The sequence below is a fragment of the Stenotrophomonas sp. PUT21 genome (assembly GCF_052232875.1).
In the GTDB taxonomy this organism is placed as follows: domain Bacteria; phylum Pseudomonadota; class Gammaproteobacteria; order Xanthomonadales; family Xanthomonadaceae; genus Stenotrophomonas; species Stenotrophomonas maltophilia_N.
Genome location: NZ_CP197645.1, coordinates 3,878,514 through 3,899,467, shown reverse-complemented (window position 1 = coordinate 3,899,467; position 20,954 = coordinate 3,878,514). Strand labels below are relative to the sequence as shown.

Here is a 20,954-nt window from a genome sequence, read left to right as displayed (position 1 = left end):
GCTGCCAACGGACGCGCGCCCCGCAGGTAGAATGACCGCATGAAAATCGCCTCCTGGAACGTCAACTCGCTCAACGTGCGCCTGCCGCACCTGGAACAATGGCTCACGGCGTTCGCGCCGGACGTGGTCGGCATCCAGGAAACCAAGATGGAGGACCACAAGTTCCCCGATGCGGTGCTGGCCGGGCTGGGCTACCGCAGCGTGTTTGCCGGGCAGAAGACCTACAACGGCGTCGCGCTGCTCTCGCGCGAGCCGGCGCAAGACGTGCAGATCGGCATTCCCGGCTTTGAGGATGAGCAGAAGCGCGCCATCGCCGGCACCGTCAACGGCGTGCGCATCATCAACCTGTACGTGGTCAACGGCCAGGACGTGGGCACCGACAAGTACGCCTACAAGCTGCGCTGGCTCGAGGCCGTGCATGCCTGGGTCGAGGCCGAGCTGGCCAGGCACCCGGAGCTGGTGGTGATGGGCGACTTCAACATCGCCCCCGATGCGCGCGACGTGCACGACCCGCTGGTCTGGAACGAGAACCACATCCTGACCTCCACTGCCGAGCGCGGCGCCCTGAACAAGTTGCTGCAGCTGGGCCTGCACGATGCTTTCCGCCTGCACAGCGAGGAAGAAGGTGTGTTCAGCTGGTGGGATTACCGGGCTGCCGGGTTCCGCCGCAACCTGGGCCTGCGCATCGACCTGACCCTGGTCTCCGATGCGCTCAAGGCGCGTGCGCTGGCCTCGGGCATCGATCGCGAGCCGCGCACCTGGGAGCGCCCCAGCGACCATGCCCCGGCCTGGGTGCAGCTGGGCTGACCGCGGAAACAACAAGGCCCGGCAGTGCCGGGCCTTGTCGATCAAACGGGATGCGTGCGCGCGTTAGCGGACGCTTCGACGCGTAAACAGATTCACGATCGCGAGCAGGATGACTGCGCCGATCAACGAGAACAGGAACGTGCGGATGGTGATCGCTTCATTGATGCCACCGCCGAACAGCCAACCGGCCAGCAATGCGCCGACGATGCCGACCACGATGTTGAGGATGATGCCTTGCTGCGCGTCCCGCTTCATGATGATGCTGGCAAGCCAGCCCACGATGCCGCCGACGATCAACCAGATGATGATGCCCATAGCGTTGACTCCCTCTGTGCGGTTGCGACCTGTGCAGTTGACGGCACACCCCGTGAAGTCGTCGTGCAGTCGCGATGGCGGGGCCGTGGTATGAGCCTGCCGGCCACCCTGGACGGCCCCTGGCGTTTCGGCCCGGTCACGGTCTGGCGCCTGCCGCATGTGCCGGGCACCCGGGGCGAGCCCCAGGCCCGGGTGCTGCTGGCCGAGCAGCTGGGCGGGACGCCGCAGGACCTGCCGCTGCAGCGCGACCCGCGCGGCCGCCCGGCGCTGCACGGCCCGTTGGCCCATGTCGGCACCGGCTGGAGTCACAGCCACGGCCTGTTGCTGGTCGCGATGGGCGAACGGGTGCGGCTGGGCGTGGACCTGGAACCCCTGCGCCCGCGCCCACGGATGCTCGAGATCGTGCAGCGCTTCTTCCACCCCGCCGAGATCGCCTGGCTGGAATCACTGGACGAAGACGCCCGCAACCACTGGTTCTTCCGGGTGTGGTGCGCCAAGGAGGCGCTGCTCAAGGCGCAGGGGCAGGGCATCTCCTTCGGCCTGCACCGGCTGCAGCTCGCGCCGGGCACCGATGGCGGCCTGCACCTGGCCTGGTGCGACCCGGAACTGGGGCCGGCCGAGCGCTGGCACCTGCATGAGTGGCAGGCCGCCGATGATTTCCGGGCGGCGCTGGCCTGGCATGCGATGTGAGATCTAGGGCGTGGCCAACGATTGGGTATGCGAGCAGCGGCAGCCGACCAACGGTCGGCGCTACCGACCTGCGATAATGGTGCCATGACAGAACACACCCTCCCCGCTGGCGTGGCCGACGCGCTTGAGCGCGGCCTGGCCGCCATGCAGCTGGACGCCGCGCTGGCACCACCGCTGCTGACCTACCTGACCCTGCTCGACCGCTGGAACCGCACCTACAACCTCACCGCGATCCGCGACCCGCTGGAGATGGTCACCCGCCATCTGCTCGATTCGCTGGCGATGCAGCCGTACCTGGAGACCGGCACCCTGGCCGACCTGGGTACCGGCCCCGGGCTGCCGGGCATTCCGCTGGCCATCGCACGCCCGCAGCTGCAGGTGACCCTGGTCGAAAGCAATGGCAAGAAAGCGCGCTTCATGCGCGAGGCCGTGCGCCAGCTGGGCCTGGGCAATGCCCGCGTGGCCGAGTCGCGTGCCGAGGCACTGGCCGAACCGGCCGCCTATGACCACCTGACCGCCCGCGCGATGGACACCCTGGCCGGGATCATCCGGGTCGGTGGACACCTGCTGCGCCCGGGCGGCCGCCTGCTGGCGATGAAAGGCGTGTACCCGCACGACGAGATCGCGCAGCTGCCGGCCGGCTGGTCGGTGGAGCAGGTGCTGCCCTTGAGCGTTCCTGGATTGACCGGCGAACGCCATCTGGTGGTGGTCACCGGCCCGTGAGCCGGTGACTTCGCTGCCCGCAGCGCCCGCCCCACGGTCGTCCTGCCCCTTCCCGCGGTGGCCCCACGCGGCGCCATCGGCGTGCCCGTGGGCGTGACCGCAGCATTGCGGCGCGTGCCTGCCGCGCATCTCACAGTGCATGACACGCCCCATATACGCATAATGACCAGTCCCACTCCCTGCCGATGAGGCTCACCCGCATGGCCCGCATCATCGCCATCGCCAACCAGAAAGGTGGCGTCGGCAAGACCACGACCGCCGTCAATCTGGCCGCCTCCCTGGCTGCTGCACCCAAGCGCGTGCTTCTTGTCGACCTCGATTCCCAAGGCAATGCGACCATGGGCAGCGGTGTGGACAAGCGCGAAGTCGCTGCGTCCACCTGTGATCTGCTGCTGGGCGAAAGCACCGCGGCCGAGGTCCGGGTCAAGACGCCGGAAGGCTTCGACCTGCTCCCGGGCAACATCGACCTGACCGCCGCCGAGATCCAGCTGATGGACCAGAGCGAGCGCGAGCAGCGCCTCAAGCGCGCGCTGGCCCCGATCCGCGACGAATACGACTACATCCTGATCGACTGCCCACCGGCGCTGTCGCTGCTGACGCTCAACGCGCTGGCCGCCGCCGATTCGGTGATCGTGCCGATGCAGTGCGAGTACTACGCGCTGGAAGGCCTGAGCGCGCTGGTGGAAACCATTGAAGCGCTGCGCGCCAACCTCAATCCGGCGCTGGAGATCGAGGGTGTGCTGCGGACCATGTTCGATGTGCGCAACAACCTGGCCAATGCCGTGTCGGCCGAGCTGACCGAGCACTTCGGCGAGCAGGTGTTCCGCACCATCGTGCCGCGCAACGTTCGCCTGGCCGAGGCGCCCAGCCATGGCCAGAGCATCGTCGGGTACGACCGTGCCTCGCGCGGTGGCGTTGCCTATCTCGGCCTGGCCGGCGAGATCATCCGTCGCAACAACCAACGCAAGAAGGCCGACAAGGCCATGGAGACCGCCTGATGAGCACCAAGCCTGCCCTCGGCAAGAAACGCGGCCTCGGCCGTGGCCTCGACGCGCTGTTGGGGCCCAAGGGGGCGGTGACACAGGTGCAGGCAGCGGCCGTGGTCGAACCGCAGCCGGGTGAGCTCCTGCGCAAGCTGCCGGTGGCTCATCTGCAGCCGGGCAAGTACCAGCCGCGCCGCGACATGGACGAAACCAAGCTCGCCGAGCTGGCCGAGTCGATCAAGGCGCAGGGCGTGATCCAGCCGATCCTGGTCCGCCAGCTGGGTCCGGACAGCTTCGAGATCGTGGCCGGCGAACGCCGCTGGCGCGCGTCGCAGCTGGCCGGCCTGGACGAAGTGCCGGTGGTGGTGCGCGAGCTGGAAGACCGCACCGTCATCGCGATGGCGCTGATCGAGAACATCCAGCGCGAAGACCTCAACCCGCTTGAAGAAGCCGAAGCCCTGCAGCGGCTGATCAGCGAATTCGCCCTGACCCATGCCGAGGCCGCCCAGGCTGTCGGCCGCTCGCGCGCGGCGGTATCCAACCTGCTGCGCCTGCTCGAGCTGCCGATCGCGATCCGCCTGCTGCTGGAAACCCGCCGGCTGGAAATGGGCCATGCGCGTGCGCTGCTCACCTTGGCGCCGGAACTGGCCAGCAAGCTGGCCCAGGAAGCGGCCGACCAGGGCTGGTCGGTGCGCGAAGTGGAGCACCGTGCGCAGCAGTTCGCGGCCGGCAAGGTGCCCGGCGCGCTGCGCAAGAAGCCCACGGCCGCCGCGCCGCAGGCCGATATCGCCTCGCTGGAAACCGAGTTGTCCGAGTCGCTGGGGGCCCGTGTGGCGATCGCCCACGGCCGTGGCGGCAAGGGCAAGCTGATCATTCACTACACCGACCTGGACACGCTGGATGGCGTGCTCGACCGACTTCGCGCACAGAAGGGCTGAGTCCCCCGCAGGCGTCAGAGGATCTTCCCCAACCAATGAACCCCACCAAGGTCGACCGCAACCATCTGTTGCGTCTGACCGACCTGCCGAATGTCGGGCCGGCCTGTGAGAAAGATCTCCGTCTGATCGGCATCCGCGTGCCAGCGCACCTGCGCGGTCGCGATGCGTATGACATGTACGCGCAGCTGTGCCTGCGCACCGGGGTGATGCACGACCCCTGCGTGATCGATGTATTCCTGTCGGTGCTGCGTTTCATGCAGGGCGAGGCGCCGCGGCCGTGGTGGGATTTCAGCAAGGAACGCAAGGCCACGATGGCCAAGGAAGCGCCGCTCAGCCTCTGGTGAGGCCGGCCACCGGGACGCGCGGATCGCCACGCGGGCGTCCCGGCAACGCACTGCATTGATACGTGGCTGCATGATGGACAGATCCCATGACGATTCTCGTGACCGGTGCCGCCGGTTTCATCGGTGCCAATACCTGCAAGGCCCTGCGTGAGCGCGGCGAGCGCGTCGTCGGCCTGGACAACTACAACGACTACTACGCTCCGCAGATCAAGCGAGATCGCGTGGCCGCGCTGTGCCCGGACGCCGATATCCGCGTGCTCGACCTGACCGACCGCGACGGCCTGGCCGCGCTGTTCGACGAGGTCCAGCCGACCCGGGTCATCCACCTGGCCGCCCAGGCCGGCGTGCGTTACTCGCTGGAAAACCCGCATGCCTACGTCGACAGCAACCTGACCGGCTTCGTCAACATGCTGGAGCTGTGCCGCCATCGCGGCGTGGCCCATCTGGTGTATGCCTCCAGCAGCTCGGTGTACGGCGATTCGGCCACCCCGCCGTTCTCCGAAGACCAGCGCATCGACAAGCCGCGCTCGCTGTACGCGGCGACCAAGGCCGCCAACGAGCTGATGGCCTACACCTACGCCCAGCTGTACGGCCTGCACGCCACCGGCCTGCGCTTCTTCACCGTGTACGGCCCGTGGGGCCGCCCGGACATGGCACCGCTGCTGTTCGCGCGCGCGGTCCTGGCCGGCCGCCCGATCGATGTGTTCAACGACGGAAAAATGCAGCGCGACTTCACACATGTCTCCGACATCGTGGATGGCATCCTCGGCGCGCTGGCGCATCCGTCCAGCGACACGGTGCCGCACCGGGTGTTCAACCTCGGCAACCACACCCCGATCGAGCTGGAGCACTTCATCGGCATCATCGAGGCGGCCGCCGGACGCCCGGCGCAGAAGGTCTACAAGCCGATGCAGCCCGGCGACATGGTCCGCACGATGGCCGACACCACGCGTGCGCATGACGCTTTCGGCTATGAGCCGGCCATGCCGATCGAGCGCGGTCTGCCGCCGGTGGTGGCCTGGTGCCGCGAGTATTTCGGCGATCACGCCTGACACACACGCGCCGATTCATCTTCGGATAACCTCGGGTGCGGAAAATGCGCGCTCTTTTTCGATCCTGGCCATTCGCAGAGCCCGACCATGAGCCAACCCCAGTTGTCGGTCGTCGTCCCGGTCTTCAATGAACGCGACAACGTCACGCCCCTGATCAACGAGATCACCACCGCGCTGCGCGGGCAGGTCGATTTCGAAATCGTCTACATCGACGACCACTCGCGCGACGATACCCTGGCGGTGCTGCAGGCCCTGAAGGCCATCACGCCCGAACTGCGGGTGCTGCACCACGTTACCCAGAGCGGGCAGAGCACTGCGGTACGCAACGGCGTCAAGCACGCCCGCGCGCCGTGGATCGCCACCCTGGACGGTGATGGCCAGAACGACCCGGCCGACATCCCCAAGCTGCTCGCTGCACGGGCCGCGGCCGCCACCCAGGTCAAGCTGTTCGCCGGGTGGCGTGTGAATCGCCAGGATTCGGGCAGCAAGCGCTGGGCCAGCAAGTGGGCCAACGCGATCCGTGCGCGCATGCTGCGCGACGATACCCCCGATACCGGCTGCGGCATCAAGCTGTTCGAGCGCGCCGCGTTCCTGGAACTGCCGTACTTCGACCACATGCACCGCTACCTGCCCGCGCTGATGCAGCGCGCCGGCTGGAAAACCACCAGCGTGCCGGTCAACCACCGGCACCGCACCGCGGGCGTGTCCAAGTACAACAACCTTGGCCGCGCGCTGGTCGGCATCCGCGACCTGCGCGGCGTGGCCTGGCTGATCACGCGCAGCAAGCGCACCGCCGTGGAAGAACGCTGATGGAACTGCACTGGCTCGACCAGCCGCTGACCTGGCTGTACTGGACCGGCCTGCACGTCACTGGCTGGAAACTGATCGGCTACACCGGCGCGCTGATGTTCGGGGGCCGCTGGCTGGTCCAGTTCGTCGCCTCGCGCCGCGCCGGCAAGCCGGTGATCCCGCGCCTGTTCTGGTACATGAGCGTGGTCGGCAGCCTGATGACGCTGAGCTACTTCCTGTTCTCGGCCAAGCAGGACTCGGTGGGCGTGCTGCAGAACCTGTTCCCGGCGTTCACCGCGCTGTACAGCCTGAAGCTGGATATCGCGCACCGCGGCTGGAAGCGGGACAAGGCGGCGCATTGAGGGCGTGCCTACCGACCAACGGTCGGTGGCTACCCCGCCTTCGGCGCTGCCCGCGACCCGGGCAGGACCTTTGATCCATGCGCGGCCCCTTCGCCGGGTGCCATCATCGGGGTTTGCCGTCCCTCGGAACCCCTGACCGTGAAATCACCGCTCGTTGCTGCGTTGCTGCTCGCCCTGGCCCTTCCTGCCGGCGCTGCCCTGGCTGCACCTCCGGCCTCCGCGGCTGCCGCCCCGGCCAGCCTGGCTGCCGAAAGCCCCGCCGATGCGCAGTTCCGCGCCATCTACGAGAAGGAATGGGCCTGGCGCGAAGCCGGCGGCGGTGAAGCCAGCGAAGACGGCGACGGCCCGGCCAACGCGACCCGCATGCCCGATGTCGGCGCAGCCGCGCAGCAGGGCCGGCTGAAGGTCTGGGACGACGTTCTTGCCCAGCTGGACAAGGTGGATACCCAGGCGCTCTCGGCCGAGAACCGGATCAACTACGCGATCTACCGCGACCAGGTGTTCAACCTGGCCGCCGACGTACGCCTGCGCGCCTACGAAATGCCGTTCAACGCGGACTCCTCGTTCTGGTCCAACCTGTCCTTCATGGCCCGGCGCGAGATGAAGACCGCGCAGGACTACCGCAACTACATCGCGCGCCTGAATGATGTGCCGCGCTATTTCGACCAGCAGACCGAGAACATGCGCGCCGGCCTCAAGCGCGGTTTCAGCGTGCCGCGTGCGGTGCTCGATGGCCGCGAGGTCTCGATTGCCACCGTGTCCGAACTGAAGGACCCGACCCAGTCGCCGCTGTACGCGCCGTTCAAGAAACTGCCGGCCAGCATCCCGGCCGCCGAGCAGGCGCAGCTGCAGGAACAGGCCCGCCAGGCCATCGGTGGCAGCGTGGTGCCGGCCTTCGCCAAGCTGCGCACCTTCTTCGTCAGTGAGTATGTGCCGCAGGCGCGCACCACCCTGGCGGCCGAGGCGATGCCCGGCGGCAAGGCGTATTACAAGCAGCAGATCCACGAATACACCACGCTGGACCTGACCCCGCAGCAGATCCACGAGATCGGCCTGAAGGAAGTCGCGCGCATCCAGGCCGAGATGGACGGCATCATCAAGCAGGTCGAGTTCAAGGGCAGCTTCGCCGAGTTCCTGACCTTCCTGCGCACCGATCCGCAGTTCTACGCCAAGACCCCGGACGAGCTGCTGCACCGCGCGGCCTGGATCTCCAAGCGCGTGGACGGCGTGATCGGCAAGTACATGACCCTGCCGCGCGCGCGCTTCACCATCGTCCCGGTGCCGCCGGATATCGCTCCGTTCTGGACCGCCGGCCGTGGCGGCATGGGCACTTACTGGCTCAACACCTACAACCTGCCGGCGCGGCCGCTGTACAACCTGCCGGCGCTGACCCTGCATGAGTCCGATCCCGGCCATGCACTGCAGGGCGCACTGGCGGCCGAGCAGGGCGAGCAGCCGGCCTTCCGCCGCAACAACTACATCTCCGCCTATGGCGAAGGCTGGGGCCTGTACTGCGAGAAGCTCGGCGTGGAAATGGGCATCTACGAAACCCCGTACGAGGATTTCGGCCGCCTGACCTACGAAATGTGGCGGGCCGCGCGCCTGGTGATCGACACCGGCGTGCACCACAAGGGTTGGACCCGCGAGCAGGCGCTGTCCTACCTGCGCGACCACACCGCGCTGAGCGAGCATGAAGTGACCACCGAAGTGGACCGCTACATCTCCTGGCCGGGCCAGGCGCTGAGCTACAAGCTCGGCGAGATCGCAATCGTGCGCCTGCGCGCGCAGGCCGAGCAGGAACTGGGCGACCGTTTCGACGTCAAGGCCTTCCACGACGCCGTGCTCAGCCAGGGCTCGGTGCCGCTGCCGGTGCTGGAGGCGCAGATCCAGGCCTTCATCGCCCAGCGCAAGGCCGCGGCCAGCTGAGCCGCGCCGGGGCCGGCCATCGTGCCGGCCCTGGCCAACGTGAACCAACGTGCCGGGCTGCGATTGTGTAACGGCTTCACGCCCGGCTACCCTGCGGGCCATGTTCCGTCGTGCCCGCCCGCGTCCGTCCCTGCTGCTCCGCCTGCTGATGCTGGTGGTGGTGGGTGTGGGCGTGTTCGGCAGCTCGCTGGCCTCGGCCCTGGCCGATATCCACCTGACCGTGCACGCCGACAGCAGCGAGCTGCACGGCACCGGCGATGACACGGCCGGCGTTGCCTCCAGCGACGGCGACGGCAACGAAGACTGGCTGCATGCCCTGGTGCATTGCGGCCACTGCCATGGCCATGGCGGCGTGCTGCCGATGGCCGCGATGGCCTGGAGCCTGCCCACCGCGCCCAGCCACGGCGTGCCTGCCGGGTTGGTCGCGCAGCTGCGCACCCAGCCGCCCGAGAACCTGCTGCGTCCTCCGATAGCGATCTGATGCCCTGCGGCCACGCGCCGCCGTTTGCCCTCTGATCGCTTTCTGGAGACTCCCATGTGGATGCGTCTGGCAGCCCTGGCTGCCATTGCGTTCGTGCCGTGCGTGTACGCACAGGGCACGACACCTGCTGCACCGTTGACCCTCGACGACGCCATCGCGCGCGTCGCCCAGTACCACCCCGATCTGCGCCTGGCGCAGGCCCAGCGGCCGGTGTGGGAAGCCCGCCGTGACGCGGCCGGCCTGTCGCCGCCCTTGACCGTGGGCGTGGAGCTGGAGAACGCCCTCGGCACCGGCGACACCCGCGGCTTCGATGCCGCGGAAGTTACCGTCACCTTGGCCGGCGTGCTGGAGCGCGGCGGCAAACTGGACGCCCGCCGCGCCGTGGCCCAGGCCAATCTGGACAGTCTGGCCCCGCAGCGGGAAACCGCGCGGCTGGACCTGATGGCCGAAGTCGCCCGCCGCTACCTGGCGGTGACCGATGCGCGTCAGCAGCTGCGCATCGCCGAGACCGATATCGAGCAGCGCAGGCGCGCCGTCGCCGCCGCGCGGCTGCGGCTGCAGGCCGGTGCTTCGCCGGAATCGGTGCTGATGACGGCGCAGGCGATGCTGGCGCAGGCCGAACTGGACCGCGATCGCGCCCGGCAGATGGATCAGTCCGCGCGTGCGGCGCTGTCGGCGTTGTGGCGCCAGCGCGAGCCCGGCTTCGACGTGGTCACCGGCGATCCGATGCAGCTGCCCGCGTTGCAGGACTTCGCCGTGCTCGCCGACGAGCTGCAGCGCACCCCGGAACTGGCGGTGCTGGCCGGTGAGCGCCGCATCCGCGAAGCGCAGGTGCAGCTGGCCCGCACCCAGGCACGGCCCGATGTCAGCTGGCAGGTGGGCGTGCGCAACAGCCGCGACACCCGCGATACCTCCCTGGTGGCCGGTTTCAGCGTGCCGCTGGGCAGTGTGCGCCGTGCCGACCCGGAGATCCGCGCGGCCGAGGCCGAACTGGCGCTCAACAGCGTGGAGCGCGACGCGCGCGCGCTGCAGCTGTACGCCACGCTCGCTGAAGCGCATGGCCGCTACCTGACCTCGCGGCTGGAAGTCACCCGCATGGAGCGCGACGTACTGCCCCAGCTCAAGCGTGCCGAGAACGCCGCCGAGAAGGCCTGGCGTGCCGGCGCGATCAGCTACATGGAGTGGGCCCAGCTGCAGGCGATGCGGATCGAAGCACGCCAGCGCCAGCTCGAAGCGGCCATCGCCGCACAGACCGCCCTGATCGAAATCCAGCGACTGACCGGCCAGAGCATGGTCGCCGCTACCGACACCGTGTCCACGGAGGACCGCCGATGACCGCTTCCCTGACCCGTACCGTGCTGGCCGGCAGCCTGTTGATCGCGCTGATGGCGCTCACCGGCTGCGGCAGCAGCGACCCCGCTGCGGCGCCGGTCAAGGCGGCCGCGACGGACGCCGGCCATGGAGAGGCTGGGCATGACGATGATCATGACGATCACGACGCACCGGAAAGCACCACCATCGCCGCGGCCATGGCCGAGCAGGCTGGTATCCGTGTGGCACCTGTGGTGGCCGGCACCATTGCCGACGAGCACGACGTGCAGGGCCTGCTGACCCCGGTCGATGGCCGCGTCGCGCAGGTGATGGCGCGCTTCCCCGGCCCGATCCGCTCGCTGCGCGCCAATGTCGGCGACCGCGTGCGCGCCGGCCAGGTGCTGGCCAGCATCGAGAGCAACCTGAGCCTGACGACCTACACCGTGACGGCACCGATCGGTGGCGTGGTGCTGGCGCGCCAGGCACAGGTCGGTGGGGTGGCCGGTGAGGGCACGCCCTTGTTCGAGATCGGTGATCTGTCCACGTTGTGGGTGGACCTGCATATCTTCGGCAACGACACCCAGCACATCACCGCCGGCGTGCCCGTCACCGTGTCGCGCATGACCGACGGTGTCAGCCAGGCCACCACGCTGGAGCGCGTGCTGCCCGGTACCGCCACCGCCAGCCAGAGCACGGTCGCCCGTGCCACGCTGCGCAACGATGATGGCCAATGGCGGCCCGGTGCCGCGGTGAAGGCCCGCATCGTGGTCGCCACCAAGCCGGCGGCGCAGGTAGTGCCGCTGAGCGCGCTGCAGACGATGGACGGCAAGGAGGTGGTGTTCGTGCGCGAAGGCGAGACCTACACCGCGCGTGCGGTCAAACTCGGTGCGCGCGATGCCGGCAAGGTGGAAGTGCTCGATGGCCTGACCCTCGGCGAAGAGGTGGTGGTCGAGCAGAGCTACGTGGTCAAGGCCGACATCGGCAAGGCAGGGGCATCGCATGAACATTGACGCCCTGCCACGCCCCGCCGCCGGAGGCCGCCCTCATGCTTGAGCGCATCATCCGCGCCGCCATCGCCCATCGCTGGTTGATGATGGCCCTGACCCTGGTGCTGATCGTCATCGGCAGCTGGAGTTTCACCAAGCTGCCGATCGACGCCACCCCGGACATCACCAACGTCCAGGTCCAGATCAACACCGCCGCGCCCGGCTACTCGCCGCTGGAGACCGAGCAGCGCATCACCTATCCGGTGGAAACGGTGATGGCTGGCCTGCCCGCGATGGAGCAGGCCCGCTCGCTCTCACGCTACGGGCTCTCGCAGGTGACCGTGGTGTTCAAGGACGGCACCGACATCTACTTCGCCCGGCAGCAGGTCGCCGAGCGCCTGCAGCAGGTCAAATCGCAGATCCCGGAGGGGCTGGATCCGCAGCTGGGCCCGATCTCCACCGGGCTCGGCGAGATCTTCATGTACACCATCGACGCCGATCCCAAGGCGCGCAAGGCCGATGGCACGGCGTACACCGCCACCGACCTGCGCACGCTGCAGGACTGGGTGATCCGCCCGCAGCTGCGCAACGTGCCCGGCGTGACCGAAGTCAACACCATCGGTGGCTTCCAGCGCCAGGTGCATATCACCCCGGATCCGGCACGCCTGCGCGCGCTGGGCTTCACGTTGGAAGATGTCGCGCAGGCGGTGGAAACCAACAACCAGAACGTCGGTGCCGGCTACATCGAACGCAACGGCCAGCAGTTCCTGGTGCGTATCCCCGGGCAGGTCGCCAATCTGGAGGAGATCGGCAACATCGTGCTGGCCCGCCGCGAAGGCGTGCCGATCCACGTGCACGATGTGGCCCAGGTCCAGGACGGGCCGGAGCTGCGCAGTGGCGCGGCCACGCAGAACGGCCATGAAGTGGTGATGGGCACGGTGGTGATGCTGATCGGCGCCAACAGCCGCGATGTCGCCCAGGCCGCGGCGGCGCGCCTGCAGCAGGCACAGGCCAGCCTGCCGGAGGGCGTCACGGTCACCGCCAGCTACGACCGCACCGCGCTGGTCGACCGCACCATCGAGACGGTGGCCAAGAACCTGGTCGAAGGCGCGCTGCTGGTGATCGTGGTGCTGTTCCTGCTGCTCGGCAATTTCCGCGCGGCGCTGATCACCGCCGCGGTGATTCCACTGGCGATGCTGTTCACGCTGACCGGCATGGCCCGTGGGGGTGTGTCGGCCAACCTGATGAGCCTGGGCGCGCTGGACTTCGGCCTGATCGTCGACGGTGCGGTGATCATCATCGAGAACTGCCTGCGCCGCTTCGGCGAACGCCAGCATATGCTCGGCCGCGACATGACCCGCGAAGAACGCTTCGCCGAAACCGCCAGTGCGACGGCCGAAGTGATCCGCCCCAGCCTGTTCGGGCTGGGCATCATCACTGCGGTGTACCTGCCGATCTTCGCGCTCACCGGCGTGGAAGGAAAAATGTTCCACCCGATGGCCATCACCGTCGTGCTGGCGCTGACCGGTGCGATGGTGCTCGCGTTGACCTTCGTCCCCGCCGCGATCGCGCTGTTCCTCGGCGGCCGCGTGCAGGAGAAGGAAAACCGCCTGATGGCCTGGGTGCGCCGACGCTATGCGCCGATGCTCGCCTTCGCGCTGCGGCGCGGCCGCTGGATGGTCGCCGGCGCGCTGGTGCTGGTGGTCGGCTGTGGCCTGCTGGCCACGCGGCTGGGCAGCGAGTTCGTGCCGAACCTGGACGAAGGCGATGTCGCCATGCACGCCATGCGCATCCCCGGGACCAGCCTGACCCAGTCCATCGAGATGCAGAAGCAGATCGAGAACCGGCTGGTGCAGTTCGCCGAGGTGGACAAGGTGTTCTCCAAGATCGGCACGCCGGAAGTCGCCTCCGATCCGATGCCGCCCTCGGTCGCCGATACCTTCATCATGATGAAGCCGCGCAAGGCCTGGCCGGATCCACGCAAATCGCGTGCGGCGCTGCTGGCCGAGCTGGAAGAAGCGGTCGAGCAGTTGCCCGGCAACAACTACGAGTTCACCCAGCCGATCCAGATGCGCACCAACGAGCTGATCTCCGGCGTGCGTGCCGACGTGGCGGTGATGCTGTTCGGCGATGATCTGGACACGCTGCTGTCGGTCGGCAAGCGTATCGCGGCGGTGGCCGGCAGCGTGCCGGGTGCGGCCGACGTACGGGTGGAGGAAACCAGCGGCCTGCCGTTGCTGACCGTCACCCCGAACCGTACCGCGTTGGCCGGGTATGGCTTGAATCCGGGCCAGGTGCAGTCGACCGTGGCCACCGCGGTGGGCGGCCAGGTGGCAGGGCAGTTGTTCGAAGGCGACCGTCGTTTCGACATCGTGGTGCGCCTGCCCGAAGCGCTGCGCCAGGACCCGGCCGCGCTGGCGGACCTGCCCGTGTCGCTGGAGACGGCCCTGGCCGATGACGCCGACGAGTCCAGCCGCCCCGGCAGCTGGACCAGCGGCAGTGCGCGCACGGTGCCGCTGCGTGAGCTGGCAACGCTGAGCAACAGCGAAGGGCCGAACCAGATCAACCGCGAGAACGGCAAGCGCCGGATCGTGGTCACCGCCAACGTACGCGACCGCGATCTCGGCGGTTTCGTGGGTGACCTGCAGCAGGCGATCGGGCGCGATGTGCAGGTGCCCAACGGCTACTGGATCGAGTACGGCGGCAGTTTCGAGCAGCTGATCTCGGCCAGCCAGCGCCTGTCGATCGTGGTGCCGGTGACGCTGGCGATCATCTTCGCGCTGCTGTTCTGGGCGTTCGGCTCCGTCAAGGATGCGGCCATCGTGTTCAGTGGCGTGCCGTTGGCGCTCACCGGCGGCGTGCTCGCGCTGGCCCTGCGTGGCATTCCGCTGTCGATCTCGGCCGGTGTGGGCTTCATCGCGCTGTCCGGTGTGGCGGTGCTCAATGGCCTGGTGATGATCAGTTTCGTGCGTAGCCTGCGCGAGCAGGGGATGCCCTTGCCGCAGGCGGTGCGCGAGGGCGCGCTGGGCCGTCTGCGCCCGGTACTGATGACCGCGCTGGTGGCCTCGCTCGGTTTCGTGCCGATGGCGTTCAACGTCGGTGCCGGTTCGGAGGTGCAGCGTCCGCTGGCGACCGTGGTGATCGGCGGCATCGTCTCGTCCACGCTGCTGACCTTGCTGGTGCTGCCGGTGCTGTATCGGTGGCTGCATCGCAAGGACGAGGCGACACTGGTCGTCCGGTAGCACCCGACCGTGGGTCGGGTGACCCGGCCGGCGGCACGGAAGCGTCCGTGCCGCCTGCTGCCACTGCTATCGAGGTGACAACCACGCCTCGATGGTAGTGACGCCAGCGCGGACGCCGTTCTCGGCCGTCATCGCCTGACCCAGCGCGCTGGCGCGGGCGCGGGTATCTGCATGCTCTGCAAAGGCGATCGCCCGCTGCAGTGTCCCGGCGTCCAAGCGCTTCGGCGACAACGCCGGCGGTGCCACGCCCAGCGCGCGCAGCCGGTCTGCCCAGAAAAACTGGTCGGCGGCGAACGGCATCACCAGCGAGGGCACACCGGCCCGGCAGGCCGAATGCGTGGTGCCGCTGCCACCGTGATGGATGATCAGCGCGCAGCGTGGGAACAACGCCTCATGCGGGGTCGGCCCGATCACGAATACGCTGGGTGGCAACGGGGCGCTGGGCAGCCCGGCCCAGCCCGGGAACAGCAGGACCCGGCGCGGCGCCAACGCCGCCAGCAGCGCGGGCAGCACGTGGTCGCGATCGAAGCCGGTCATGCTGCCGAAGCCGAGGTAGACCGGGGCGGGGCCGTCATCCAGAAAGGCCTGCAGATCCGGCGGCGGTTGCCAGCCACGTTCGGGCGCGCGCCACTGGCCGCAGATCCGGTGGTTGTCCGGCCAGTCCGGCGGCGGGGGAAGCAAACTGGGCGAAATGCCGTACAGCATCGGCAGATCCCGCCAGGGTGAGGCGCGCCGCGGCATGCCCAGTGCCGCTCGCGCGGCGTTGACCGGGCGGCGGAAGGTGCGCCATACCGCCTGGTTGACCAGGGTGTAGCTGAGCCGGTTGAGCACGCCGGGCAAGCGCAGCCGTGGCAGGAACGGGGAGGGGAAGCCGGCGGTCGGGGTCAGCGGGATCATCCCGGTACCGATCACCGGCAGCCCGTGGTGCTCGGCCACGGTCAGGCCGACGAAGGCGGCCAGCCCGCCGGTCAGCACCGCATCGCACCCGGCGGCAGCGGCATCGGCCTGGCGCATCCAGCCGGGCACATGACGTTGCGCCATCCGCGCCAGCCCCCGCGAGGCGGCCAGCCGGGCGTTGCCACGCGAGACCAGGGCCACCACCTCGTCATGGATGTCCCCCTCCAGCGCGGCATGCGGCACGCCCAGCTCGCGCGCGGTATCCAGCGTGCCGCGCTCGGCCAGCAACAGCACGTCATGGCCCGCGGTGATCAGGCCATGGCAGAGCATCACCAACGGGCGCGTGTCGCCTTCGGTGCCGTAGGTCAGGGCGAGCAGCTTCATGGGTGGCGCGTCGGGAACACGGAACGCCGGGTCATGGCGGGGATCCTCATGCAGGGCTGTCCTTCTCGGGCACCCAGCCTAACGCAGCCGCCAGTGACGGCCCCATCGCATTGGAACAGCACCGCATCTCTGCTACTTTCCGCCACGGAACGGCCGCGCTCGCGGTGTCGCAGGAAGCAGGGAATGGCTCGCAATCTGTTGTTCGGCAAGGAGGCCGCCACCGCTGGCCTGTCTGTCGCCACGCGCTCACAGGCACGTACCACCACACTGAGCGCGGCCTCGCTCGACAGCCGGCTCCGGCAGAAGCGCTCGCCTGCGTACGTACAGGCCATGACCCGGGTCGATGTGGGCGGCCACGTGCACGATCGCGACGCAGTGGCCGCGCTGAAGCAGCTGGTGGAGGCGGAGCTCGGTGAGATCGCCCTGGAGGACCGTCTGCTCGGCATCGTCAGCCGCTGCATGCTGGGGCACCCGTATGAGGTCCATACGCTGGACCTGACCGGGCAGATCATCGAGCACTTCAAGATCGGCCACACGCTGCCGCTAACGCTCGAACGGGCACGCACGCTGGCCCTGCATCCGTCCTACGCCTTCATCGAGGTGTACGCGAAGCGGATGGTCACCGTCAGCGACTCCGGCCAGACCGCCGTCATCGAAGGAACGACATGAGCACACAACGCATCATCCACATGGCGGACCTGTCCGCGATCAACAGCAGCCTGCGCTCGCTTGGGCAGGACCTGGACGCCCTGCATACCCGGGCCCACGCGATCCAGAGCGATGTGGGCGCCACCCGCAGCGAACTGGCCCGCCTGGAAAAGGCGTTCATGGATTTCGTGGCGGCGGACCTGAAAGCCAAGGAGCTGTCGCTGGCCGAAACCCGCCAGGTGAAGATCCGCCAGGAGCTGGAGAACCGTTTCGGCCACTACGCCGAAGTGCGCCGCCAGACCACCGGCATCCTGCAGGCGGCCGATATCAGCCTGGTCCGGCAGGACACCATCCGTGCCGCCAGCGAGAACCTCATGCTCGCTGCACCCGGTTACTGGCTGGCCCCGGCACTGGTGGCGCTGGCGGCGTGGCTCAACGACCAGCAGGATCTGGCGCAGCGTGCGCTGGCCGAGGCGATCCGTCGCGATGACGAGAAAACCAGCCTGCTGTTCTCCCTCGTCAGCCGCCGCGCCGGCCGTCTGTCGGCCGCCCAGCAGTGGATGGACCGTTACCTGGGCATGCAGAATCCGGTGGAACTCGACCGCCAGACCGTGGTGCTGATCGATGCGATCGCCGGCGGTGTGTTCGGCGTGGATACCGCCCGCATCTGCGTGGCCCGCACCAATGAATGGATCGAGGAACTGGCCCAGCGCGCCGGCTTCGTAGAGGCCCAGCGCAGCCAGTGGATCGACGCGCTGCGCTCCAAGACGCCCAATGGCGACGACAGCGCCCGCTATCCGCACCTGCAGCGCTTCAGCCCGACCTGGCCGGCCCTGCAGGACTCGCTCAACGCCACGGCGACCCACGCGGCCGTCACCCGGCACTTCCAGAGCGTGTTCAGCGGTGACGTACGCGCCACGGCCGGACTGGCCGCCGACGTGGATGCGCTGCTGACCAAGCTGGTCTCGCATTTCGATGCCGACGAGCTCCCGCTGCGCCGCGATGAGGCCCTGTGCAAGCTGATCATCGATGAGAACGGCGACCGCCCTGCGGCCGATCGCCGCTTCCAGCTGCAGGACCCGGCGCTGGAACACCGCATCAGTTTCACCCAGCTGCTCACCAACGCCGCGATGCATCCGGAAACCTCGCAGGCCTCGCGCGCCACCCAGCGGTTTGCCACCGCGCAGTCGCGCAGCTGGATTCTGGAAGCGCACCACGACCTCACCGCCAGCATCCGCCAGGCGATCCCGACCGAGGTGGAGGTCACACTGGATGCCTGGCAGGGCAGCACCCGCGATGGCAGCAACCAGGCTGCGTTGGAGACCTCGCTCAACGAGCACGTCGACACCGGGCTCGCGCAGGCATTGGCCGGTGTGAAGCTGCGCTTCCAGCACTGGGCGGTGCTGGTGCTGGGTGTCCTGCTGCTGGTGATGACCTTGGGCAACGTCATCGGCATGGTGATCGCCGCGCTGATGCTGCTGTGGGTCGGCATGGCCTACAAGAATCTGGAAAAGACCCGCGAAACGGTCCGCGCCGACTTCACGCGGCAGCGCGAGCAACTGCAGAACGCGCTCAAGGCCTGCATGGCCGAAGTCGTGGAGGTGCGGCGGGACCTGGCCGGGCGCGACGCACAGGCCGCCGAGTTGACCGCGCTGCTGGAGTCGATCACGCCCGAACAGTTCACTCTTGGCGGCCATGACAACACCCGCCGCATCCTTGCCGCCACCGCCTGAGGCCCGACCATGACCCGTTCCCTGCTCGATGCTTCCGCCGTGCCGCCACCGCTGCCGGTCCATGACGCCGTTCCACCGCCGTTGAACGATGCAGCGGTGGCGACCCCGGCCCCCCCGCCGGTCGCCGTTGCCGCGCCGGATGCGCTCGCCGGTGCCCTGCCTGGCTGGGACCTGTTGCCGATGACCGGTTTCGTACGCCGCAAGCGCGCCTCGCACGGATGACCCTGCCGGTTCCCCGGACCTACGCCGAATGGAGCCAGGTCCTGGATGCCTTCAGCGAAGGTGGCCGCGAAGCCGAGGCGCTCGCGGCCATGGCGGCAGGGCGGCTGGACTGGACGCCTGGCGTGGCGCAGTTATTCACCGACCGGATCACCACGCTGCTCGACCTGCGCCTGAAGCAGTGCAGCGCTCGCCTGCAGCGCGATCTCGGCGACCGCGCTGACGAGGTGACCCTGGTCCGCGCGCTGCTGGATGCGCGTCGGCATTTCAGCGTGCTGCATCAACTGGCGTCGCTGGCGACGCTGCCCGAATCGCTGCGCGCCTTCCTGCGCGGGGAACTGGTGCGCATCACCGCCAGGATGCAGGCCGACCTGGAAGCCAACGCCCGCGCCCAACGCTGCGACCGCACCCTGCGCGCGGTGCGCTACAACAGCCTGTGCCACTACCGGCCGGCCGCGCTGGATGCCTCCGCGCCGCCGCCCCTCCCTTCTGCTGCACCTGCCGATGTTCCCGCCCTGCCGGGGCGCCGGCGAACCTTGATGATCTGACCCCATGAGCGATACCCGCGAGTTCCACGCCACGCTGACCCGTTACCTGAAAGCGCGCGTGCCCTTCATCTCCATCCGCAGCACTGAACGTGCGCGGGTGCTGGACATCCTGCGTGACGTGGCCGGCGCGCTGAGTGCGCCGTTCTACGTGCACACCCTGTCGCAGGGAACGCGCGAACTGGCGACGGGGCGGATCGTCAACGAAGACCGCTCGGTCATCGGTGCGGTCGACTTCGCCAGCCAGCAGATGGCGCAGCGGCAGAACCTCAGTTTCGTATTGACCGAGGTGTCCGACCTGGAGGACGACACGCCGTCGGCCCGGCAACTGATCGATGTGGCGATGCTCGCGGCTGACCATGGTGGCTCGCTGGTCGTGGTCACCAGCAAGCCGGTGTTCGGCCAGCTGCAGCGCCTGGGCATGTCGTTGGTGCTGTCGCCGCCGACCGAAGACGAGATGGCGGCGATCATCCATGAGCAGATCGATCCTTACCGCAGCCAGTTCCAGATCGACTGGGACGACGCCGACATCCGCCAGGCGGCGGCGATCCTGGCCGGCATCTCGCGGCTGGAGGCGGAGAACATCATCGCTACGTTGCTGGTCAATGGCCGTATCGACAAGAATGATCTGGTCGAGTTGATGCATGCCAAGGACCGGATCTTCGCCGACATTTCCGGTATCGAGCGGGTGCCCGTGCGTGGCGGCGACCTCAGTGTGGGTGGCCTTGGCGGCCTCAAGAGCTGGCTGGCCCGCGAGCGGCCGCTGCTGACCGCCGACCTGCGCGAGCGCGGCATCCGGCCGCCGCGTGGCGTGCTGCTGGTCGGCGTGCCGGGCTGCGGTAAATCGCTGTCGGCCAAGGCCATCGCCCAGGATTGGCAGCTGCCGCTGTACCGGCTGGACCTGTCCACCATCCATGGCCAGTACCTGGGCCAGAGCGAAGGCCGCTTGAAGGAGGCCTTGGCCACTGCCGATCACGTGGCGCCCTGCGTGCTGTGGATCGACGAGATCGAGAAGGGCCTGGCCGGCGCCACCGGGGGCGGCGATGGCGGTACCTCGACCCGGCTGGTCGGCCAGTTCCTGTATTGGCTGCAGGAGGCCCGCACCCGCGTGTTCGTGGTGGCCACCGCCAACGATGTCTCCAAGCTGCCGCCCGAGCTGCTGCGCCGGGGCCGGTTCGACGAACTGTTCTTTGTCGACCTGCCGACGCCCCCTGAGCGCCGCGACATCATCGGCATCTATGCGCGGCGTGGGCTGCAGCAGCGCGAACTGGCGCCGGGATTGTTGGATGAACTGGTCGAGCTGTCCGAGGGCTTTGCCGGCTCGGACCTGGAATCGGCGGTTCGTGAAGTGGTGAAAGAGGCGTATCTGAAGGGCGATGCCATGGTCACCGATGAGCTGTTCCGGCGCAGTTTCCAGAACGTGGTGCCGTTGTCGCGGACCGCACCGGAGCAGATCGAGAACATCCGCGCCTGGGGCCGGGAGCGGGCAGTGCCGGCCTCGGGTGAGCCGATCGCGGCCAGCACCCCAGCCGCCGGGCGGCCGCGCCGCGCCGTGCTGGCATGAACGACCCGGCCGGCA

Annotated in this window: 21 protein-coding genes; 19 read left to right on the top strand and 2 right to left on the bottom strand. The window is 68.5% G+C overall.

Annotation, left to right across the window (positions count from 1 at the left end; genetic code table 11):
* The first annotated feature begins 39 nt into the window (after window positions 1-39).
* On the top strand, window positions 40-807 hold the full coding sequence (gene xth / locus ACTT2I_RS17590) for an exodeoxyribonuclease III (protein WP_293981291.1): 768 nt from the start codon (window positions 40-42) through the stop codon (window positions 805-807).
* 63 nt (window positions 808-870) lie between these two features.
* On the opposite strand, the gene ACTT2I_RS17585 is transcribed toward xth, so the two are convergent.
* Window positions 871-1,122, bottom strand: coding sequence for a GlsB/YeaQ/YmgE family stress response membrane protein (locus ACTT2I_RS17585; protein WP_070426235.1), 252 nt, complete (start codon window positions 1,120-1,122; stop codon window positions 871-873).
* A gap of 90 nt (window positions 1,123-1,212) precedes the next feature.
* Between ACTT2I_RS17585 and ACTT2I_RS17580 the strand changes: the two genes are divergently transcribed.
* The 13 genes from ACTT2I_RS17580 to ACTT2I_RS17520 all read left to right on the top strand — a co-directional run bounded on the left by ACTT2I_RS17580 (window position 1,213) and on the right by ACTT2I_RS17520 (window position 14,949).
* The gene (locus ACTT2I_RS17580) at window positions 1,213-1,812 is read left to right on the top strand and encodes a 4'-phosphopantetheinyl transferase family protein (protein ID WP_088432298.1); all 600 of its coding nucleotides are present in this window, start codon (window positions 1,213-1,215) and stop codon (window positions 1,810-1,812) included.
* 84 nt (window positions 1,813-1,896) lie between these two features.
* Window positions 1,897-2,535 (top strand): 16S rRNA (guanine(527)-N(7))-methyltransferase RsmG, encoded by a 639-nt coding sequence (gene rsmG, locus ACTT2I_RS17575; protein WP_088432297.1) that lies wholly within the window; start codon window positions 1,897-1,899, stop codon window positions 2,533-2,535.
* A gap of 200 nt (window positions 2,536-2,735) precedes the next feature.
* A complete protein-coding gene (locus tag ACTT2I_RS17570) occupies window positions 2,736-3,533 on the top strand; it encodes a ParA family protein (RefSeq protein WP_019185613.1) in 798 nt (265 codons plus the stop codon).
* Complete coding sequence (locus ACTT2I_RS17565) at window positions 3,533-4,456, top strand: ParB/RepB/Spo0J family partition protein (RefSeq protein WP_293981300.1); 924 nt, start codon at window positions 3,533-3,535, stop codon at window positions 4,454-4,456. Before ACTT2I_RS17570 ends, ACTT2I_RS17565 begins: the two co-directional genes overlap by 1 nt.
* Before the next feature lie 35 nt (window positions 4,457-4,491).
* Entirely contained in the window at window positions 4,492-4,800 is a 309-nt protein-coding gene (locus ACTT2I_RS17560; RefSeq protein WP_293981302.1) for a helix-hairpin-helix domain-containing protein, read from the top strand.
* Between the two features lie 86 nt (window positions 4,801-4,886).
* Window positions 4,887-5,852, top strand: coding sequence for an SDR family NAD(P)-dependent oxidoreductase (locus ACTT2I_RS17555; RefSeq protein ID WP_421098753.1), 966 nt, complete (start codon window positions 4,887-4,889; stop codon window positions 5,850-5,852).
* Window positions 5,853-5,939: 87 nt separating this feature from the next.
* Window positions 5,940-6,662 (top strand): glycosyltransferase family 2 protein, encoded by a 723-nt coding sequence (locus tag ACTT2I_RS17550; RefSeq protein WP_421098754.1) that lies wholly within the window; start codon window positions 5,940-5,942, stop codon window positions 6,660-6,662.
* Window positions 6,662-7,003, top strand: a complete 342-nt coding sequence (locus ACTT2I_RS17545; RefSeq protein WP_088432293.1) for a lipid-A-disaccharide synthase N-terminal domain-containing protein — start codon at window positions 6,662-6,664, stop codon at window positions 7,001-7,003. The genes ACTT2I_RS17550 and ACTT2I_RS17545 overlap by 1 nt, the downstream gene beginning before the upstream one ends.
* Window positions 7,004-7,141: 138 nt before the next feature.
* Window positions 7,142-8,929 (top strand): DUF885 domain-containing protein, encoded by a 1,788-nt coding sequence (locus tag ACTT2I_RS17540; protein WP_421098755.1) that lies wholly within the window; start codon window positions 7,142-7,144, stop codon window positions 8,927-8,929.
* Between the two features lie 100 nt (window positions 8,930-9,029).
* Window positions 9,030-9,410 (top strand): DUF2946 family protein, encoded by a 381-nt coding sequence (locus ACTT2I_RS17535; protein ID WP_421098756.1) that lies wholly within the window; start codon window positions 9,030-9,032, stop codon window positions 9,408-9,410.
* A gap of 54 nt (window positions 9,411-9,464) precedes the next feature.
* Entirely contained in the window at window positions 9,465-10,745 is a 1,281-nt protein-coding gene (locus tag ACTT2I_RS17530; RefSeq protein WP_421098757.1) for a TolC family protein, read from the top strand.
* Complete coding sequence (locus tag ACTT2I_RS17525) at window positions 10,742-11,731, top strand: efflux RND transporter periplasmic adaptor subunit (protein ID WP_088432289.1); 990 nt, start codon at window positions 10,742-10,744, stop codon at window positions 11,729-11,731. The genes ACTT2I_RS17530 and ACTT2I_RS17525 overlap by 4 nt, the downstream gene beginning before the upstream one ends.
* A gap of 35 nt (window positions 11,732-11,766) precedes the next feature.
* Window positions 11,767-14,949: an efflux RND transporter permease subunit gene (locus tag ACTT2I_RS17520; RefSeq protein ID WP_421098758.1), complete on the top strand. Its 3,183-nt coding sequence runs from the start codon at window positions 11,767-11,769 to the stop codon at window positions 14,947-14,949.
* A gap of 66 nt (window positions 14,950-15,015) precedes the next feature.
* Here the strand turns inward: ACTT2I_RS17520 and ACTT2I_RS17515 are convergent, their stop codons facing one another.
* Window positions 15,016-16,230, bottom strand: a complete 1,215-nt coding sequence (locus ACTT2I_RS17515) for a glycosyltransferase (protein ID WP_421098759.1) — start codon at window positions 16,228-16,230, stop codon at window positions 15,016-15,018.
* 183 nt (window positions 16,231-16,413) lie between these two features.
* On the opposite strand from ACTT2I_RS17515, the gene ACTT2I_RS17510 reads away from it, so the two are divergent.
* The 5 genes from ACTT2I_RS17510 to ACTT2I_RS17490 are packed head-to-tail and all read left to right on the top strand — an operon-like array spanning window position 16,414 to window position 20,939.
* A complete protein-coding gene (locus ACTT2I_RS17510) occupies window positions 16,414-16,899 on the top strand; it encodes a hypothetical protein (RefSeq protein WP_088432286.1) in 486 nt (161 codons plus the stop codon).
* Entirely contained in the window at window positions 16,896-18,611 is a 1,716-nt protein-coding gene (locus ACTT2I_RS17505; protein WP_421098760.1) for a hypothetical protein, read from the top strand. Before ACTT2I_RS17510 ends, ACTT2I_RS17505 begins: the two co-directional genes overlap by 4 nt.
* 9 nt (window positions 18,612-18,620) lie before the next feature.
* A complete protein-coding gene (locus ACTT2I_RS17500; RefSeq protein WP_421098761.1) occupies window positions 18,621-18,833 on the top strand; it encodes a hypothetical protein in 213 nt (70 codons plus the stop codon).
* The gene (locus ACTT2I_RS17495) at window positions 18,830-19,378 is read left to right on the top strand and encodes a hypothetical protein (protein WP_088432283.1); all 549 of its coding nucleotides are present in this window, start codon (window positions 18,830-18,832) and stop codon (window positions 19,376-19,378) included. The genes ACTT2I_RS17500 and ACTT2I_RS17495 overlap by 4 nt, the downstream gene beginning before the upstream one ends.
* A gap of 4 nt (window positions 19,379-19,382) precedes the next feature.
* Complete coding sequence (locus ACTT2I_RS17490; RefSeq protein ID WP_421098762.1) at window positions 19,383-20,939, top strand: AAA family ATPase; 1,557 nt, start codon at window positions 19,383-19,385, stop codon at window positions 20,937-20,939.
* Window positions 20,940-20,954: the final 15 nt, after the last annotated feature.